General features: G+C 68.2%; 15 protein-coding genes. 4 read left to right on the top strand and 11 right to left on the bottom strand.

Features of this window, described 5'->3' with window-relative positions:
• Positions 1–214: 214 nt before the first annotated feature.
• Both ABZ194_RS21170 and ABZ194_RS21165 read left to right on the top strand, forming a co-directional pair.
• Positions 215–3,085, top strand: a complete 2,871-nt coding sequence (locus tag ABZ194_RS21170) for an FAD-linked oxidase C-terminal domain-containing protein (protein WP_355598700.1) — start codon at positions 215–217, stop codon at positions 3,083–3,085.
• Positions 3,086–3,300: 215 nt separating this feature from the next.
• On the top strand, positions 3,301–4,275 hold the full coding sequence (locus ABZ194_RS21165) for a LysR family transcriptional regulator (RefSeq protein WP_355598699.1): 975 nt from the start codon (positions 3,301–3,303) through the stop codon (positions 4,273–4,275).
• A 31-nt stretch (positions 4,276–4,306) separates the two neighbouring features.
• On the opposite strand, the gene ABZ194_RS21160 is transcribed toward ABZ194_RS21165, so the two are convergent.
• The 10 genes from ABZ194_RS21160 to ABZ194_RS21115 all read right to left on the bottom strand — a co-directional run bounded on the left by ABZ194_RS21160 (position 4,307) and on the right by ABZ194_RS21115 (position 14,855).
• Complete coding sequence (locus ABZ194_RS21160) at positions 4,307–5,842, bottom strand: aldehyde dehydrogenase family protein (RefSeq protein ID WP_355598698.1); 1,536 nt, start codon at positions 5,840–5,842, stop codon at positions 4,307–4,309.
• Positions 5,843–5,954: 112 nt separating this feature from the next.
• On the bottom strand, positions 5,955–7,121 hold the full coding sequence (locus tag ABZ194_RS21155) for a Glu/Leu/Phe/Val dehydrogenase dimerization domain-containing protein (RefSeq protein ID WP_355598697.1): 1,167 nt from the start codon (positions 7,119–7,121) through the stop codon (positions 5,955–5,957).
• A 109-nt stretch (positions 7,122–7,230) separates the two neighbouring features.
• Positions 7,231–8,595 carry an FAD-dependent oxidoreductase gene (locus ABZ194_RS21150; RefSeq protein ID WP_355598696.1) on the bottom strand — a complete coding sequence of 455 codons (1,365 nt, stop codon included), beginning with the start codon at positions 8,593–8,595 and terminating at the stop codon, positions 7,231–7,233.
• Between the two features lie 279 nt (positions 8,596–8,874).
• The gene (locus ABZ194_RS21145; RefSeq protein WP_355598695.1) at positions 8,875–9,366 is read right to left on the bottom strand and encodes a gamma-glutamylcyclotransferase family protein; all 492 of its coding nucleotides are present in this window, start codon (positions 9,364–9,366) and stop codon (positions 8,875–8,877) included.
• 45 nt (positions 9,367–9,411) lie between these two features.
• Positions 9,412–10,590, bottom strand: coding sequence for an FAD-binding oxidoreductase (locus ABZ194_RS21140; protein ID WP_355598694.1), 1,179 nt, complete (start codon positions 10,588–10,590; stop codon positions 9,412–9,414).
• A gap of 42 nt (positions 10,591–10,632) precedes the next feature.
• Positions 10,633–11,139, bottom strand: coding sequence for a hypothetical protein (locus tag ABZ194_RS21135; RefSeq protein ID WP_355598693.1), 507 nt, complete (start codon positions 11,137–11,139; stop codon positions 10,633–10,635).
• Positions 11,140–11,195: 56 nt separating this feature from the next.
• Positions 11,196–11,939: an amino acid ABC transporter ATP-binding protein gene (locus ABZ194_RS21130; RefSeq protein WP_355598692.1), complete on the bottom strand. Its 744-nt coding sequence runs from the start codon at positions 11,937–11,939 to the stop codon at positions 11,196–11,198.
• A gap of 4 nt (positions 11,940–11,943) precedes the next feature.
• Entirely contained in the window at positions 11,944–12,957 is a 1,014-nt protein-coding gene (locus tag ABZ194_RS21125) for an amino acid ABC transporter permease (RefSeq protein WP_355598691.1), read from the bottom strand.
• Between the two features lie 116 nt (positions 12,958–13,073).
• Positions 13,074–13,916, bottom strand: a complete 843-nt coding sequence (locus ABZ194_RS21120) for a transporter substrate-binding domain-containing protein (protein WP_355598690.1) — start codon at positions 13,914–13,916, stop codon at positions 13,074–13,076.
• 450 nt (positions 13,917–14,366) lie between these two features.
• A complete protein-coding gene (locus tag ABZ194_RS21115) occupies positions 14,367–14,855 on the bottom strand; it encodes a MarR family winged helix-turn-helix transcriptional regulator (RefSeq protein WP_355598689.1) in 489 nt (162 codons plus the stop codon).
• A gap of 271 nt (positions 14,856–15,126) precedes the next feature.
• Here ABZ194_RS21115 and ABZ194_RS21110 point away from each other — a divergent pair, with 271 nt between their 5' ends.
• Together ABZ194_RS21110 and ABZ194_RS21105 are read left to right on the top strand one after the other, a co-directional pair.
• Positions 15,127–15,414 (top strand): DUF3040 domain-containing protein, encoded by a 288-nt coding sequence (locus tag ABZ194_RS21110; RefSeq protein WP_355598688.1) that lies wholly within the window; start codon positions 15,127–15,129, stop codon positions 15,412–15,414.
• A gap of 174 nt (positions 15,415–15,588) precedes the next feature.
• A complete protein-coding gene (locus ABZ194_RS21105; protein WP_355598687.1) occupies positions 15,589–16,473 on the top strand; it encodes a slipin family protein in 885 nt (294 codons plus the stop codon).
• Between the two features lie 115 nt (positions 16,474–16,588).
• On the opposite strand, the gene ABZ194_RS21100 is transcribed toward ABZ194_RS21105, so the two are convergent.
• Entirely contained in the window at positions 16,589–16,975 is a 387-nt protein-coding gene (locus ABZ194_RS21100; protein WP_355598686.1) for a hypothetical protein, read from the bottom strand.
• Between the last annotated feature and the right edge of the window lie 167 nt (positions 16,976–17,142).

Raw genomic sequence — 17,142 nt, 5'->3', positions numbered from 1 at the left:
TCGGCGCGGTGCCCGTCGTTCCGAGCCGCGCACCCTTGAGAAGCCACCCATCCACGATCTCTGAGACCAGGAGCCGACCGTGACCACCCTCAGCCTTCCGGCGTCCGAGTCCCCGGGAGAGCAGGTCCCCCTGACGCAATACGGCGTGAGGCCCGGCTCTCCGCGGGGGAACCGCATTGGCTGACGGCGGCACGAGATGACAAGAGAGAATGCTATGAACGTCACAAGTCGCGTCGACGCGGATCTGGTCGCGGCCCTGCGTTCGGCGGGTGCCGGGGACGTGGACGGGTCGCCTCTGCGCAGGTCGTTGTACTCCTCTGACGCGTCGTTGTACCGAATCCCTCCCCGGGCCGTGGTGGTGCCGCGTCACGTGGACGAGCTGGCCGCCGTGCTGCGGGTGTGCCGTGAACTCGCCGTCCCGCTGACGATGCGGGGGGCGGGAACGTCTATCGCGGGTAACGCCGTCGGGCCCGGCGTGGTGGTGGACGTCAGCCGCCACCTGAACCGCGTGCTGGAGATCGACGCCGAGGGCGGGACCGCGCTGGTGGAGCCCGGTGTGGTGCAGGCGAACCTGCAGAGGGCCGCGGCGGGGTACGGCCTGCGGTTCGGGCCCGACCCCTCGACCCACAACCGCGCGACGCTGGGCGGGATGATCGGCAACAACGCGTGCGGATCCCGGGCGCTGGGGTACGGGCGGACCAGTGACAACGTGCTGGGACTCGATGTGCTGGCCGGCACCGGGGAGCGACTGCGGCTGGGGGCGGTGGAGAACCCCACGACCACCTCGCCGCTGCTGAACGAGCTGCGGGGTGTCGTGGGCGCCGGCCTGGCGACGATCCGCACCGAACTGGGCCGGTTCGGACGGCAGGTGTCGGGCTACTCGCTGGAACATCTCCTTCCGGAGAACGGGTTCGACGTCGCGCGGGCGCTGGTGGGCAGCGAGGGGACGCTGGCTCTGACGCTCGCGGCCCGGGTGCGGCTGGTGCGTGACGCCCCCGTGCGGGTTCTGGTGGCGCTGGGGTACCCGTCGATGGCGGAGGCCGCGGACGCCGTCCCCGCCGTCCTGCCGCACGCTCCCGTCGCCTGCGAGGGGCTGGACGCGCGGATCGTGGACGTGGTGCGTGAGCGGCGCGGGCCGGGGGCCGTCCCCGAGCTGCCGCGCGGTTCCGGCTGGCTCTTCGTCGAGCTGGTGGGTGAGGAGATCGGCGCCGTGCGGGCCGCGGCCGCCAGGCTGGTCGCGGACGCCGGGGCGCTGGACTCGCGGATCGTCACCGACACCGTCCACGCGGCGGCGCTGTGGAGGATCAGGGAGGACGGCGCGGGACTGTCCTCGCGTACCCCGGCCGGTGATCCCGCCCACGCCGGATGGGAGGACGCGGCGGTGCCGCCGCAGCGGCTGGGCGCCTACCTGCGCGAGTTCGAGACCCTGATGGGACAGTACCGGCTGACCGGGCTGCCGTACGGGCACTTCGGCGACGGGTGCGTCCACATCCGCATCGACTTTCCGTTCGACACCCCGCGCGGCACCGGCGTCTTCCGTGACTTCCTGCTCGCGGCCGGCGCGCTGGCGGCCGAGCACGGCGGGTCGATGTCCGGTGAGCACGGTGACGGCCGCGCCCGGGGTGAGCTGCTGCCGCTGATGTACTCGCCGCGGGCGATCGGGCTGTTCGAGAGGGTCAAGGGCGTGTTCGACCCCGATGACCTGCTGAATCCCGGCGTCATCGTGCGCCCGTCCCCCCTCGACGCCGATGTGCGGGTCGCGGCGGCGAAGCCGCTACGACGGACCGAACTGACCACCCTGGGCCTGGCGTACCGCCACGATCGCGGTGACCTGTCGATGGCGGTGCACCGCTGCACGGGTGTGGGCAAGTGCCGGGCCGACAACAGCGCCGACGGTGGCGTGATGTGCCCGAGCTTCGTGGCCACGCGGGACGAGAAGGACTCCACACGCGGCCGTGCCAGGGTGCTGCAGGACGTGGTGTCGGGCGACCTCGGCCCGGACGGGTGGAGATCGCCCGCGCTCCACGACGCCCTGGACCTGTGCCTTTCGTGCAAGGGCTGCTCGTCGGACTGCCCGGCCGGTGTGGACATGGCCGCCTACAAGGCCGAGGCGCTGCACCAGAGGTATCGGCGCCGGCCGCGTCCACGGTCGCACTACGCTCTCGGGTGGCTGCCGCGCTGGGCGCGGCTGGTCTCCCGCTCGGTCGCCCTCACGCGGCTGGCCAACGTCGCGATGCGCTCGAAGACGCTGCACCCGCTCGTCGCCTGGAGCGCCGGGGTCGACCGGCGCCGGTCGCTGCCGGCGTTCGCGGAGAACACCTTCCGGCACTGGTTCGCCCGGCGGCCCGTACAGCCCGGCGCCGGAAGGCACGGGGATGTCGTCCTGTTCGTCGACACCTTCACCGACGCCTTCTCCCCCGAGGTCGGGCAGGCGGCCGTCGCCGTCCTTCAGGACGCCGGCTACCGCGTCATCGTCACCGATCGGCCGGTCTGCTGCGGCCTGACCTGGATCTCCACCGGCCAGCTCGACGGCGCCCGCCGACAGGTGCGCGCCACCGTCGACGCGCTGCTGCCGCACGTGCGGGCCGGTGCCGTCGTCGTGGGGCTCGAACCCTCCTGCACCGGGGTGCTGCGGGCTGACGCCGCCGAGCTGCTGGACGGGCAGGACGCCTCGGCCGCGGCCGAGGTCGCCGCCGCGACCCGCACCCTGGCCGAGTTGCTCGGCCGGACACCCGGCTGGACCCCACCGGACCTGACCGGCACCACCGGTGTCGCCCAGCCCCACTGTCACCACCACGCCGTGATGGGCTGGGACGCCGACGCCGCCCTGCTCCGCGACGCCGGCGCCGACGTCGAGCGGCTCGGCGGGTGCTGCGGCCTGGCAGGCAACTTCGGGGTCGAGCGCGGGCACCACGACATCTCCGTCGCCGTCGCCGAGCACCGGCTGCTGCCCGCCGTCAGAGCGGCCGGGCCCGGCACCGTCCTGCTCGCCGACGGATTCAGCTGCCGCACCCAGCTCAACACCCTCACCGACCGCACCGGCCGGCACCTCGCCCAGCTCCTCGCCGAACACCTACCCGAGTGACACCCACTGAGCGCTCCCGCACCGCGGAAGCGGCCCGCCACGGGAGCGGGCCGAGCCGATCGGCCGAGTGCGGGGGACGCCGTGCCCGGAACGGTCCACGATCAGGACGCCGTGACGCCACATCCCCAGTTCAAGATTTATTCTGAGCTAGCGCTAGCGTTGCCTTAGCTCCTTGTCGCCGCCCGGCGTCAACCGAGCTGCAGATAGGATTTCGGATGCTCAACCCCGTTCACCTGCGGACACTTGTGGCTGTGATCCGCGCCGGCTCGTTCGCCGACGCCGCGCGGGATCTGGGATACACGGGCTCCGCGGTGTCGCAGCAGATCGCCACTCTGGAGCGGGTCGTCAAGGTTCCCCTTTTCGAGCGGGCCGCGCACAGTGTACGGCCCACGGCGGCGGCGGAGTTCCTGGCCGCCCGCGCGCACGACACCCTGGCAAGCCTGAAGGCGCTTGAGGACGACATCACCGGCATGGCAGAGGGCACCGTCGGGCTCATCCGGATAGGCAGCTTCCCCACCGCCAGCGAGCAGCTGCTCCCCGAGGCGCTCGCGGCGTTCCTCAGCCGGCATCCGAAGGTCGAGATCCTTCTTGACGAGGGCGAGTCCGAGGATCTGGTGACGAGTCTCCAGGACGGCAGAATCGACCTCGCCCTGGTGTACCACTACGACCTGGTCCCCAAGTCCTGGCCGCGGAGCCTGCAGGCGAAGCCGTTGCTTGACGAGGAGTTGATCCTGCTGCTCCCCGAGGGCCATCACCTCACCACCGCCGACACCGTCGTCCTGCCCGATCTGGCCACCGAGAACTGGGTCTCGACCCGAGAGGGCACTCCGGGGTCCAAATGCATGGTGCGGCTCTGCACCGGCAAGGGTTTCGAACCCTCCGTGGCCGTCCGCAGCAACGACTACGACGTGATCCGCAGTTTCGTACGCTCCAGCCTCGGGATCGCCCTCGTTCCGGCACTCAGCCACGTGACCAGCGACGGGGTCTTCGCGGCCCGTCTCCAGGACGTGACCGCCCGCCGCCACGTCGTCGTACTGCATCGGGCGACGAAGTACAACCGTGCCGTCACCGAGGCGTTGCGCGCTCTTGAACGGGCCGCGGCGACGATCGTCGCCACCCGGCCCGGGGTGTGCCCACCCACGCCTGGATACGTGACACACCCCGATGCCGGCAACGGCGAAGGCCATTGATCCCGCGGCCCCGCGTCCGCCGGACAGGGCCTCAGACGGTGAAGTCAACGCCCTGGGCCAGGGGAAGCTCACCCGAATAGTTGATGGTGTTGGTCGCCCGCCGCATGTAGGCCCGCCACGCGTCCGATCCCGACTCGCGCCCGCCGCCGGTCTCCTTCTCCCCGCCGAAGGCACCGCCGATCTCGGCGCCGGACGTGCCGATGTTCACGTTGACGATGCCGCAGTCCGACCCGACGGCGCTGACGAACCGCTCAGCCTCGGCCTGGTCGGAGGTGAAGATCGCCGATGACAGCCCCTGCGGGACGTCGTTGTTGAGCTCGATGGCGGTGTCCAGATCCCGGTAGCGCATCACGTACAGGAGGGGGGCGAACGTCTCCTCCTTCACGATGTCGCTCTGCGCGGGCATACGGACGATGGCCGGCTCGACGTAGTAGGCGTCCGGGCTCGTGTCCTCCAGGCGGCGCCCTCCGCCGACGAGAAGCTCTCCCCCTTCCTTGTCCGCCCGGCCCAGGGCCTCGGTCAGACTCTGGAAGGCCCTCTCGTTGACAAGCGGGCCCACGAGCGTTCCCTCCGCCGTGGGGTCGCCGATCGGGAGACGCTCGTATGCCGCGACGAGGCGATTCTCCAGGTCGTCGGCGATGTCCTCGTGGACGAAGACGCGGCGCATGCTCGTGCAGCGCTGCCCCGCGGTGCCGACGGCGGCGAACACGATCCCCCGTGTCGCCAGATCGAGGTCGGCCGATCGCGCGACGACCGCCGCGTTGTTCCCGCCGAGTTCGAGGAGGCATCGGCCGAACCGGGCCGCCACACGCGGCCCCACGACCCGCCCCATCCGCGTCGACCCCGTCGCGCTGAGCAGGGCCACGTCGCGATGGTCCACCAGGCGTTCGCCGGCGTCGGCCCCGCCGAGCACGACCTGGCTGACGTGCCGCGGCGCGCCCGTCTCCCCGATCGCCCGCTGGAGGACCGCCTGACAGGCCAGTGCGGTCAGCGGCGTCGTCTCGGACGGCTTCCAGACCACGGCGTCACCGCATACCAGCGCCACCGCCGCGTTCCACGCCCACACGGCCGCCGGGAAGTTGAAGGCGCTGATGACCCCCACGACCCCGAGCGGGTGCCAGGTCTCCATGAGCCGGTGGCCGGGACGCTCGGACGGCATGGTCTTTCCGTAGAGCTGACGTGACAGGCCGACGGCGAACTCGCAGATGTCGATCATCTCCTGCACTTCGCCGAGCGCCTCAGAGGTGATCTTGCCGACTTCGAGGCTGATCAGGGTGGCGATGTCCTCCTTGTGCTCGACAAGCAGTTCGCCCAGCCTGCTCACCAGCGCTCCCCGCACCGGTGCGGGGGTCTCCCGCCAGACGAGGAACGCCTCCCGGGCACGCGCCACCGCCTCGTCAACGGCACCGCCGTCCACCAATGTGACCGGCAGCAGATCCGCACCGTTGATGGGGGACCGTGAGAAGTGCGCACCGTGCAGCAGCGCGGGGTCCACACCACAGCGCTCAAGGGCGCCTTGGGCCTCCCTGCGAAGGTGATCGGCGGCGGGCAGGACGGTGGCGGTCATAACGGCTCTCTCAGTCTGTGGTTACGGTCGGTAGGAGGGATCAGGCTCGGGTGCCGGGCCTGTCAAGATCTTTGGGTTCGGAGCCGGGGCCGTGCCGGGCACCGGGTCCGGCTCACGCCACGGGCTCCTTGATCTGCTCGTCGATCGAGATCTGGCCTCGCAGGCACATCGCCGCCAGCACTCGCTCCTGGGCGATCTGCCGGGCCGCGACGTGAGGTGTGCTACCACGCCTGCCGCTCTCCAGCAGGACCGTCTCGGCGTTGCCGCGGATCTTCGCGGATATGTGGGAGAAGATCTGAGCCGGATCGGTGGCGAACGGGGAGTATCGGTTGTCCATGGAGAACGCGGCGGCTATCACCCCTCCGGCGTTGGCGATGAAGTCCGGAACCACGGAGACGCCGCGCGCGGCCAGCACGTCCAGGGCCGGACCGGTCGTCGGCATGTTGGCTCCCTCGACCACCAGGGAGGCCGTCGTCGACCGGGCCACGTCCACGTCCACCACGTCCTGGGTGGCCGCGGGGACCAGGATGTCGCAGTCGAAGGCCAGCGCGTCGGTGGTCGGCCTGACCCCGCCGTACTCGCGCACGCATCCGTCGCCGGCCTCGCCGCGCAGGTACAGGAGCCGGTCCAGGTCCAGGCCGTCGGGGTCGTGCAGCGAGCCGACGGACGTGGACACCCCGACGAGGGTGGCTCCCAGGGCTCGGAACTGCTCGGCGGCCGCGGAACCCACCGCGCCGAAGCCCTGAACGACGACCCGGGCGCCCTTCATCAGGATGCCGGTGGTCTGGGCCGCGGCGTCGGCCGCCTCCGCGACGCCGAAACCGGTGACCCCCAGTTCGTCGTAGGGCACTCCCCCGAGCGCCCTGGGCAGGCCCACCGAGGCTCCGCGATCACCGAGTTCGTCAATGAAGATCGCGGCGTCCTTCTCCGAGAGCCCCATGTCGAGACCGAAGACGTACTCCTTCGGCACCTCGTTGGCCAGGGCCCGGGCAAAGGCCCGCAAGATTTGCTCCTTGTTCGGCGCGTTGGGATCCCCCAGAATACCGGCTTTGGCACCGCCGTGGTAAAGATCCACAGCCGCCCATTTCCACGTCATGGTGCGCGCCAGCCGGGCCACCTCGTTGACCGAGAGTGTGGGACTCATGCGGGTGCCGCCCTTGCCCATACCACGAGCGGTGTTGTCCAGAACAAGGACGCCTTTCATCCCGGATTTGCGATCCGAGACGCAGACGACCTTCTCCGGCCCCCATTCATCCATAAGTGCAAAGGTGTCCGTCACAGTTCTCCTTAGTCATCGACCCGCCGACTCAGCATCACTGAGCCGGTAACCGTTTGGAAGGTGCTCAGCCCCTAGACTTTGACACCTCAAGCACCAGATCCGCTGGTGGTCACGGACCCTCGGCAGTTCGATCGACTCGCGGTGCGGACGAGGCGGCGGAGTCCGGAACCGCCGGGTGGACGGGCCGGTCCGGAGCCCCGTCCGCCGGCGGGCGGTGCCTCAGCCGGCGTACCAGCCGTCTCGTCCTGGCCATGTCCTTCTCCCAGATGTGCCGAAGGTGATCGATCTGGTCTGTCGCGGCCTGTGCTCCGCCGAAGTGCTCCGCCAGGGGTTCCGTCACCTTCTCCTGGAGGTCCAACAACTCAAGAAGCAACTCCGACTGCGCGGAGTAGACGGGTAGTTGAGGACCTCGGGGGGCGATAAGCCCCACAAAGAAGAGACGCGAGGCATTGAGGGGAAGAATACCGCCCGCGACCCTCAGCGGAACGCCCCCGCTGGTCTCGACGGCGGAGGGTTCCAGGAACGGCAGGGTGACTTTGAATCCCGAGGCCCACAGAATGGAGTCGAAGTCCTCCGTGGTCCCGTCGGCAAACGACACCGCCCTGCCGTCGATGGCGACGACCTCACCGGTTACCCGGATACGACCGTGATCGATCCAATAGGTCAGAAGGCTGTTGACGACGGGAAGGTTCTTGAACAGGTTCCGGCTGGCGGGCCTCGGAAGCCCGCGATGGCTCTCAGGGTTTCCGAGCGCGACTCTCACCAGCTCACGCAGGACGCGCTCCTGAAGCCACACCGGCAGTTTCGCGACGAGCTTCAGCTCGCTGCGCGGTCTGCCGTACAGCGTCTTGGGCTGGTAGACCCGCCCGCCCCTGATCGAGATGCTGGTCGTGAAGCCCGCCTGCGCGGCGTCGACGGCCAGGTCGCATCCGGAATTGCCCGCGCCCACCACCAGGACTCGCCGTCCTTTGAGATCTTCGGTGTTCGTGTACGCGGACGAGTGCAGGGAAACCCCGGTGAATCCGTCGGCGAGAGCCGGGAGATCGGGATCCCACAGGTGCCCGTTGGCCACGATCACCGCGTCGAACCGTCGTGTCGAACCGTCGGACGTCGTGACGAGCCAGCCCTGGCTGGAGTCCCCGTTGACGGGGCGGGTCCGGACCACCTCTGTGGAGAATCGAATGTGGTCGGTCAGTCCATTGCTTATGCCGTAGTCGACGATGTAGTCCCGCATCTGGTCGCGGCTGGGGAACATCGGATAGGTGTCAGGCATCCCGCTGTCCAGGAAGCCGGAGGAATCCCGGGGCGTGATCAGGTGCAGTGCCTCGTAGTCCGTGTGCCAATGCCCGCCGATGCGGTCAGCGCGTTCGAAACACGTAACGTCATGGCCTGCGCTCACCAGCGCCTTAAGCGCGGCCAGGCCGGCTGCCCCCGCGCCGATGATGCAGTACGCGGGTTTGGTGGACTTTGCCACGTTGATACTCCTCCTTAGGAAGGTGGCTCAAGAGCGCGCGGGGGTCGTCACGGGCGCCCCGTCGTGTCGGCCCGATGGAGGCGCGGAGGCCGGGCGGCGCTGCCGTCGCGGTGAACACCCGGGCCGGCGGGGGCGGGCGGGCGAGCCCGCCCGCCGCGGGGCGGGCTCGCAGCGCGTATGACCCCGCCGTCGAACACCGCCGACGGCGACATCCCGAATGGGCGGCGACCGGGTGTGTTCCGTCTCACCGCGAATGCGGGCACGGGGTGACGCCGGCCTTCAGGGGGTCGCGCGCGGGGGCAACGCGTCGAGATAGTCGTTCAGCTGGACGACGAACTCCTCGGGAAGACCGGCTGAACGCGAGCCTTCGCGGACCAGGCCCACGTACGCGTCGTCGGGGGTCTCCGGTCGCAGGGGATCCGTCAGGAAGTACGTCGTGACCGTCATGGGCTCGCCCTGCGCCGTGGTGACGTCGATGGGCAGGCGCCGGAACCAGTCGCGGTCGACACCCGACGCCCGGTCGAGGCCGGCCATCTCCGCATCGGGAACCCGGTAGACGACTCCGTACGCCTTCGTACCCGGAGCCTCGGTCAGGTGGCATCCCACACGACCGGCCTCCGCGTCGTAGGCCCAGAACTCCAGCCGGTGGTCGGGGAAGGAGGCGACGGCGACCTTCTCGGCGCCCGGGCAGTATCTCTGCATCTCCGCGGTGCCCAGCAGGGTGCCGTACCCGAAGTAGTAGGTGGTCAATTCGTCAGACGCCGAGGTCATTGTCAATCCTCTGAGTAGTGAGCTTCAGGGCGAAAGGGAGAACGCTCACCCGATGGTGCGTTTGAGGTATTCCGCTCCGGACACCGGGAAACCGGCGCCCGCGAATCGATTCAGGTTGAACGGCGTCAGGTCGACGGTCTTCGCGCCGTGGCCGAGAATCAGCTCGCTGAGGGACAGCCCCGCGGCCGGTGCCACCTTGTGCCCCTTGCCGGCCCCGGCGACGTTCAGGTACAGCCCGGGCATCTCATCCACCCCGCCGAGGATGGGCTTGCCGTCCGGGGCGTAGGTGTCGGCTCTGGTCCATGACCGCCGGACCTTCGAGCCGCCGAGTACCGGTATCCGGGACGTGACCTTCGCGATCCCCACCTCGTTGGCGGCCGGATCGACGCGCAGGCCGTAGCTGTCGGGATCGACCGGCTTCCCGGTGAACTCGTCGTGGAGCGTGATGACGCCGCGACGACCACCGCGGGGCGTCAGCCAGGAGTCGGTGATCGGATCCATGTATGAGCTGACCGGGCCGAGTCCTTCGGGAAGGTCGATCTCACCCACGGATATCGCACGTGACTCCAGGGGCAGCTCGACACCCGCCGACGCGGCGAGGTGTTTCGCCCAGGCGCCGGCCGCCAGCACGACGGTGCGCGTGGCGATGGTCTGCCCGTCGGCGGTCAGGACGCCCGCCACTCCGTGGTCGTCGACCAGAATCCTGGTGGCGTCCGTGGGGTTCACGGTGGCCCCCAGCCGCTCCACCGCGGCGAGGAGCGTCGTTGTGCACAACCAGTTGTCGGCCGTTCCGGCGTTGGGCTCGTAGACCGCCGCGCCGATCCCGTGGAGGTCGAAGTAAGGGTGGAGCTCGGAGATCTCCCCGGGGGTGAGGACGAGCGCCTCGACCCCGAGCTCATGCTGAATGGCGACATTGGTCTTGAGGCTTTCGACCTCACTCTCGTCGACGAAACGGATGAAGCCCGAGGGGAGCCATCCGTTGGGCGCCCCCACGTGCTCCTGCCAGTGCTCGAAGAACGGCATGCTCGCCGCCGCGAGAGCCGCCTCGGGCCTGTTGTCGTGGTGGGTCCTGAGCAGGCCCACGGCGTCCTGGGAGGCGCCACGGTCATCCATGGTTCCGGTCAGGACGGTGACTCGCCCCGCGCCCAGCCGGGCCAGGTGATACGCGGTCGCGGCACCGTTGAGGCCGCCGCCGATGACGACGACGTCTTGTGTCACGGTCATGGGTTGATTCGCTCTCTTCTGACGTTTGGATACGGTCGTCGGCTATTCGTCGGGGATGAGGACAGGATTGGCGCGTCCCGCGTCGGGGCAGGTCTCGGCCCCGTCGTAGGTCGCCCGCAACTCCGCCGCGTAGGACCGCGGCAGGTCCCAGGCCTCAACGCCGGCCACGATGTGGTCCCATTCGTAGTCCGGGACCCTCATCGGCTCGCCCGGATTGTTCAGGCAGTAGGTCCAGCAGTCGTAGGCGACACCGTCGTCTCCGTGCACGGTGAGGAACCGAGCCTCATTCGCCGCGAAGACCCGTGCGTTCTGAGGTGGGCTCATCGCGATGACCGCGCCGTACGCGACGCGGCCCCAGGCGTCACCGGTGTCCGAGAGGTGGCACCAGCCCTTGTCGCCTGCCAGGTCCGCCGACCGGCGGAACTCGACTCGCCGGTTGTGGGCCCTGCCCAGGGTGACAACCCTCGCATTGGGAGCCCTCGCTTTGAGGAGGCGTGGGTCCAGCCATGTGCAGTAGGCGAAGTAGTAGCCGATATCGTCCGTGCTCATGAGTCGTGATCTCCGATTACGCGGCTAACGCCGCGCGGTTGTTGCCGTTCTGGTGTCTAGAGACGGTGCGATTCGACGAGGCGACGCAAGAATGCCTGCGTTTTCGGCCGGTCCGGGTTCGACAGAATCTTTTCCGCGGGGCCCTCCTCGTATATTCCGCCCTCGGCGACAAAGCACACCCGGGTGGCGACCTCGCGCGCGAAACTCATCTCATGGGTCGCCAGCAGCATCGTCATGCCCTCGTTCGCGAGCTCGCGAACGATCTCCAGGACTTCGCCGACGAGCTCCGGATCGAGCGCGGAGGTGATCTCGTCCAGCAGAAGGGCCTGCGGGGACATGGCAAGCGTGCGGGCGATGGCCACCCGCTGCTGTTCGCCTCCCGAGAGCGCCTCGGGGTACTTGTCGATCTTCTTCGACAGGCCGACACGCGAGAGGAGTTCGAAGGCCATGTCCCGCGCCGCCCGCTTGTCCCTGCCCAGGACACGCAGCTGAGCGACCATGACATTTTCAATGGCCGTCATGTGCGGGAAGAGATTGAAATGCTGGAAGACCATCCCCACGCGGCGGCGCACGGCGTTTATGTCCACGATGGGACTCGACACCTCAAGGTCACCGACGAAGATGCTCCCGGCCTGAATGCTCTCCAGCCCGTTAATGCATCGGAGCATTGTTGATTTGCCGCAGCCGGACGGGCCGATAAGACACACGACCTCGTGCTTGTCGACCCGGAGATTCAGATCCTTAAGAACATTTATGGACCCGTAGGTTTTTCCGACATTCTCAAGTTTGACGAATGACATTCATCTACGCCTTTCCCTGGCGTTTGCGAGCCGAGCGCACAATGATGTAGTCCGTGAGCCGCGACAGCGGCAGTGTGACGATCAGGAAGCACAGGGAGACTCCCACCAGGGGGCTCAGGTTGGACATGAAGGTGACCTGAATTCTCGCTGTCGTGAGACCTTCGACCAGACCGAGCACCGAGAGCAGCGAGGTGTCCTTGAGCACGGAGATGTACCAGTTCAGCAGCGAGGGCAGAGTCGCCCGGATCGCCTGGGGCAGGATGATGTGGCGCATGGCGCCGAAATATCCGAAACCCAGTGAACGCGCCGCGGCGAGCTGTCCGCTCGGAATGGCGTCGATGGCCCCGCGGAAGATCTCGGCGACGTAGGCGCCGTAGACGATGACGAGGGCTATGGCCCCCGTCTGGTACAGCGACATGCCGGCGAAGAATTCAATGCCGGTGGCGGGCAGCCCGAAGCCGATCAGCAGGATCGTCAGAAGACCCGGAAGCGCGCGAAACAGGTCGATATAGCCAACGACGATAAGCCGTATGGGAAGATACGCCCGGCCGGGTATGGAACGACCCACGACAAGAATCAGAGACCAGATCACGATTCCGATCTCGGCGATGATCGAAACATACAGGTTACCGAGAAAGGCGCCGCCGATTTCCGGGATGCTCGTCTTGAGGGCGTCCAGGTCGAAATACGCACGCAGCACGGCGTGATCGTTGAGCAGGAGAAAAGCCGCGAGCGCCCCCACGATCAGGGTGGTGAGGGCTGCGCCGAACGCGTACGTCGCCCAGTCCCGCGCTCTCACGGCCTGCGCGACGGAGGGTCTCCCCTCCCGCACCGACCTGCGATATCCGACCGCGCCCGCGAGCGAGACCAGCCCCAGCGGCGGGAAAACCACCGTCGCCACGATCGATGGAATCATGCTCGGGAACCTGCGCGGTGCGCTGTCGCCATCGGAATCAACCTGGCCGACGGCCAACAGGCCGTCCGGCGACTGCGCTGGATCCCCAATGGTTTGATTCATGGTTCGCTTCCCTGCTCGGCGGGAAAGCCCGATCGCCGTCCCCGTGGACGGCGATCGAGCTCTCTCGCGTGATCACTTCTTTGGTGGCCGACCGGAACCGGCGGCAGACGTCAACGTCAGCTGAACGACGGGCATGTCGGCACGGAGGCCGGGTCCACCCCACCGAGGGTGGGCAGAACGTTCTTGTCCTGCATCGCCTTGAGGGTCCCGTCCGCCTGGTACTTCTTCAGCAGCTCCTGAACCTTCGGGAAGACCGCGGCGCCCTTGTTGAGGATCCAGGCGTACTGGCTTTCCTCGGGCAGCTGGCAGGCGGCCTGCATGCCGGCGTACTTCGGCGTCTGCATCTTGGCGAGGACCGACGGAAGGTTGCCGAGGGCACCGTCGATGCGGCCGTCCATCACCGCGTCGTACTTCTGCTGATCCTCGTCGAAGCCGAGGGGCTTGACATTGGGCTTGATCACCTTGTTGATGTACTGGGCCGTGTCGCACGCGCCACAGGAGCCCAGCTTCAGGTCCCGGATCTTGTCCGCGGTGCTCGCGTCAACGCCCTTTTTGGTGGCGATCGCGATGTGGTCGGACCAGATGGGAATGGTCATGTCGAATTTCTCGACGCGCTCCGGAAGAATGGAGAAGGTGTCCGCGGAAATGTCATAGTTCTTCGCCTGGCCGCCAATCATGGCCGTGAAGTCGATCTTGTTGTACTCAACCTTGAGACCCAGCTCCTTGCCGATCTTCTCGGTCAGGTCGACGAAGTAACCACCCGTCGGGGCCGTGGGGTCGCTGCCGTCGATGAATCCGGCGTAAGGGAAGTCCGCAAAAACCACGGTAAGAACACCGGGCTTGACGGTCTCGATTCCGGACTTATTCTCGGCGACCGGCTCGGAGCTTCCGCACGCTGCCGTCGAGAGGGCAGCCAAGAGCACCGCACTAATGGCCAGAGAAACGCGCTTCTTGATCATCACTTGCCTTTCAATGCTCCCAGACGTGGTATCGTATTTTTGGTGTTCCACCCTGGGCACGGGTCGCGCTTTTCGAGGTGATGCAACAAGTGATAGATCGTCGTCCCGCCGCATTCCCCATCCGATACGGCCGAGGACCAATCACCGTGGTGTGAGTCTCACGGGCGGCGGATGCAGTGTCCAGATGACAAGACCACGCCAATATTGCGCTGAGGATTAGCGATGCTAATCGCGGTCTTTCTCGATCTTGGCGTGGCCGGCGCTGGATCCCGGCTCGGCGTTCCCTGGAGGCTCGCCGCGACCGAGGGATCCTGGCCGCCCGCCAGGATCACGGCGACCTGACATGGGGACAGCCGGTGCCGGGCCGGGTACGTGGTGCCCCGGGTCAGGTCGCGCAGCGTGATCGGGCCAGGCGCGCCGCTCCACCCACCGGGCCGGCGCGCGTCTTTCCTACGGTGTGCGGTTCCAGGTCGGGGGGGCGAGTATCGCGTCCATGCGCCGCAGTTCGTCGCGGTGGAGCGCGCTCAGACGCGTCAGGACCCGCTCCCCCTCCGAGGTCAGCAACACCCGCACCGCCCGGCCGTCGTCCGGGTGCGTGTCCCGCTTCACCAGTCCCTGCCTCTGGGCTCGATTGACCAGTTCGACCACGCTGTGATGACGTAGCTGGAGCCGGTCGGCGAGTTCCCCCACGGTCGCCCACTCCCGGCCGGGAAACCCTTTCAGCGCCAGCAGCAGCTGATACTGCTGGGGAGTGAGGCCGTCCCCGCGCACCGTCTCCTCGCTGAAGCGCAGATAGCGGCGGATCCCAAACCGGAACCGAGCCAACGCCTCGAAATCCTGTTTCGTCAGGGGTTCGGACTCCGCCTCCCCACCCTGTCCTTCACCCTGCGCCGCCACGCCGGCACGACGCCGCGCTTGCTCGATCTCTGGATTCACCACCCCGCAAGTGTATCGTAATACGACATATTTGATCCGCGGCCGTACGTTCACACCCCCGGAGCGCCCCTGGGACACCCGCTCCCCGCGGCGGCCACCGGCCCTCCTGCGGGACATCGGCCTCCTTGCCTGGACGGACCAGGTACGGGCCGCTCGACCCGCACAGCAAATAAGGCTTATGTCGGGTATTTTATATCGTGCTACGATAGAAAAGTTCGGGTAGACGCAGCGACAAGGCGGCACCCGACAGACAGGCACCCCTGGGAGGTGTGTCGTGCTCAGTGACCGCGAACGTGAGGCACTGCGCGAGATCCAATGCCGACTGCTGGTCGAGGATCCGGGCTTCGCGCGGTCCTTCAACGCCGACGTGCGGCGCCTGAACCGCGCGTCACCCGACCTGACCTGGTGGACCTACACGAACCTGCTCGTGCTCAGCCTGACCTTCGGGGTGATCCTGCTGATGGCGGGCACACCGGTCGGCGCCCTGATGTTCACCGTGACGGCCGCGGCGCTCTGGAAGGCGCGGCGCCGACGGGAGCGCTCCGGTCACCCGCGGCCGTGACGGCCCGCGCGCCGCACCGGCTCCGGGCTCGGCGGACCCCACCCCGACCCCCGCTGAGACGGGCCGGCCTCCTTCCCCGAGCGGAGCCCGGCAGAACCGGTTATCGATCCAAAGGTCCTCGAATCGCCGGCGGAGTCACCCTCACCGGCCCGAGGGCGGATGTCGGAGGATGAAATGATCACCATCATCCCTGCCCTGGTCCTGCTACTGGGCCTGTTGTGGCTCGGGACGGGTGTCCGGGTCGTCAAACAGTTCGAGCGGGGCGTCGTGTTCCGGTTCGGGCAGGTCCGCGCCGAGGTCCGCGGCCCCGGGCTGGCCCTGATCATGCCGGTCGCCGACCGGCTGCAGAAGGTCAGCATGCAGATCATCACCATGCCGGTGCCCGCTCAGGACGGCATCACCCGTGACAACGTGACGGTCCGCGTGGACGCCGTGGTCTACTTCCGGGTCGTCGACCCCGTACGCGTGATCGTCGACGTCCAGGACTACGAATCCGCCATTCGCCAGGTCGCGCTGGCCTCGCTGCGGTCGATCATCGGCAAGAGCGAGCTGGACGACCTGCTGTCCAACCGGGAACGACTCAACCAGGGGCTGGAACTGATGATCGACAGCCCGGCCGTGGGCTGGGGCGTGCACATCGACCGCGTCGAGATCAAAGACGTGGCCCTGCCGGAGTCGATGAAGCGATCCATGTCACGGCAGGCCGAAGCGGAACGCGAACGGCGCTCCCGCGTCATCACCGCCGAGGGGGAACTGCAGGCGTCGAAGAAGCTGGCCGAGGCCGCCGAGACGATGACCGGCCACCCCGCCGCGCTGCAGCTGCGCCTGCTCCAAACGGTCGTCGAGGTCGCCGCCGAGAAGAACTCCACCCTCGTGCTGCCCTTCCCCGTCGAACTGCTCCGCTTCCTGGAACGGGCCACGCCTCCCGAGATCGACCGGCCCGCCGACCAGCCCCTCCCGCGCTCCGCCCCGGCGCCGTCCATCGGGCCGCCGATACCGCCCGGCCGTCCCGTCCCCGACACCGGCGTCCTCGACCGGACCATGTCCAACGGCGCCTGAGGGCACCGGCGCCGTCCGGCTCCCGCGCGGGCGGTCAGGCCGGAGCCCCACGCTCCGGCCTGACCGCCCGCGAACCGCTCGCACCCGTGGGGCGGGTGCCGTACCGGGTTCGGGGCTACCGGAGGGGAGCGGCCACCGGGTGGACGCCTTCCGTCCGGTCACGGGGAGGCGCGCCCCTGTGCGGCGGGGGCGCGGTGACGTCCCGGCGATCCCCCCTGAGCTCGGCGTAGCGCAGCATCACGCCGCGCGCCACGGTGGCCGGGTTGTCCACGCCGTAGACCGCGTAGAGCCGCCGCCCCGTCCTCGCCGACACCCGGCCGGTCCACCATCGGTAGACCATACCGTCCGTCCAGACCACCAGATCCTCTCGCACCGACACCAGCGCCAGACCGTAGCCACCGTGAACGTCACCCTCGACGCCCTGTCGCGCCAGCTCGTCACGGAGCAGACCGGCGGCGTGTACGGCGGGCGTCCCGGCGAGCACACCTCGAACGATCACCACCGTCCACCTCCTCTCGGCATTCCATGGAAACGATCCGTCGTTTCCTCTTCCCAGAGTGAACAGGAGTGATTACTTTCTGTAGATGTTCGACTACGAAGAGGTACATGCACCTCGGTTCGGGTCGGCTGTAGGTCCCGCCCCGAACCGTGTAGGACCCAGAAAAACGG

The sequence above is a fragment of the Streptosporangium sp. NPDC006007 genome (assembly GCF_040614315.1).
In the GTDB taxonomy this organism is placed as follows: domain Bacteria; phylum Actinomycetota; class Actinomycetes; order Streptosporangiales; family Streptosporangiaceae; genus Streptosporangium.
The sequence above is the reverse complement of the archived record's forward strand: the minus strand, read 5'-3'. Positions and strand labels throughout refer to the sequence as shown.

Bases quoted from the DNA above. Each gene is read 5' to 3' on its own strand.
- ABZ194_RS21170 (WP_355598700.1), top strand. From the start codon at position 215: ATGAACGTCACAAGTCGCGTCGACGCGGATCTGGTCGCGGCCCTGCGT.
- ABZ194_RS21165 (WP_355598699.1), top strand. From the start codon at position 3,301: ATGCTCAACCCCGTTCACCTGCGGACACTTGTGGCTGTGATCCGCGCC.
- ABZ194_RS21160 (WP_355598698.1), bottom strand. From the start codon at position 5,842: ATGACCGCCACCGTCCTGCCCGCCGCCGATCACCTTCGCAGGGAGGCC.
- ABZ194_RS21145 (WP_355598695.1), bottom strand. From the start codon at position 9,366: ATGACCTCGGCGTCTGACGAATTGACCACCTACTACTTCGGGTACGGC.
- ABZ194_RS21140 (WP_355598694.1), bottom strand. From the start codon at position 10,590: ATGACCGTGACACAAGACGTCGTCGTCATCGGCGGCGGCCTCAACGGT.
- ABZ194_RS21135 (WP_355598693.1), bottom strand. From the start codon at position 11,139: ATGAGCACGGACGATATCGGCTACTACTTCGCCTACTGCACATGGCTG.
- ABZ194_RS21130 (WP_355598692.1), bottom strand. From the start codon at position 11,939: ATGTCATTCGTCAAACTTGAGAATGTCGGAAAAACCTACGGGTCCATA.
- ABZ194_RS21125 (WP_355598691.1), bottom strand. From the start codon at position 12,957: ATGAATCAAACCATTGGGGATCCAGCGCAGTCGCCGGACGGCCTGTTG.
- ABZ194_RS21120 (WP_355598690.1), bottom strand. From the start codon at position 13,916: ATGATCAAGAAGCGCGTTTCTCTGGCCATTAGTGCGGTGCTCTTGGCT.
- ABZ194_RS21105 (WP_355598687.1), top strand. From the start codon at position 15,589: ATGATCACCATCATCCCTGCCCTGGTCCTGCTACTGGGCCTGTTGTGG.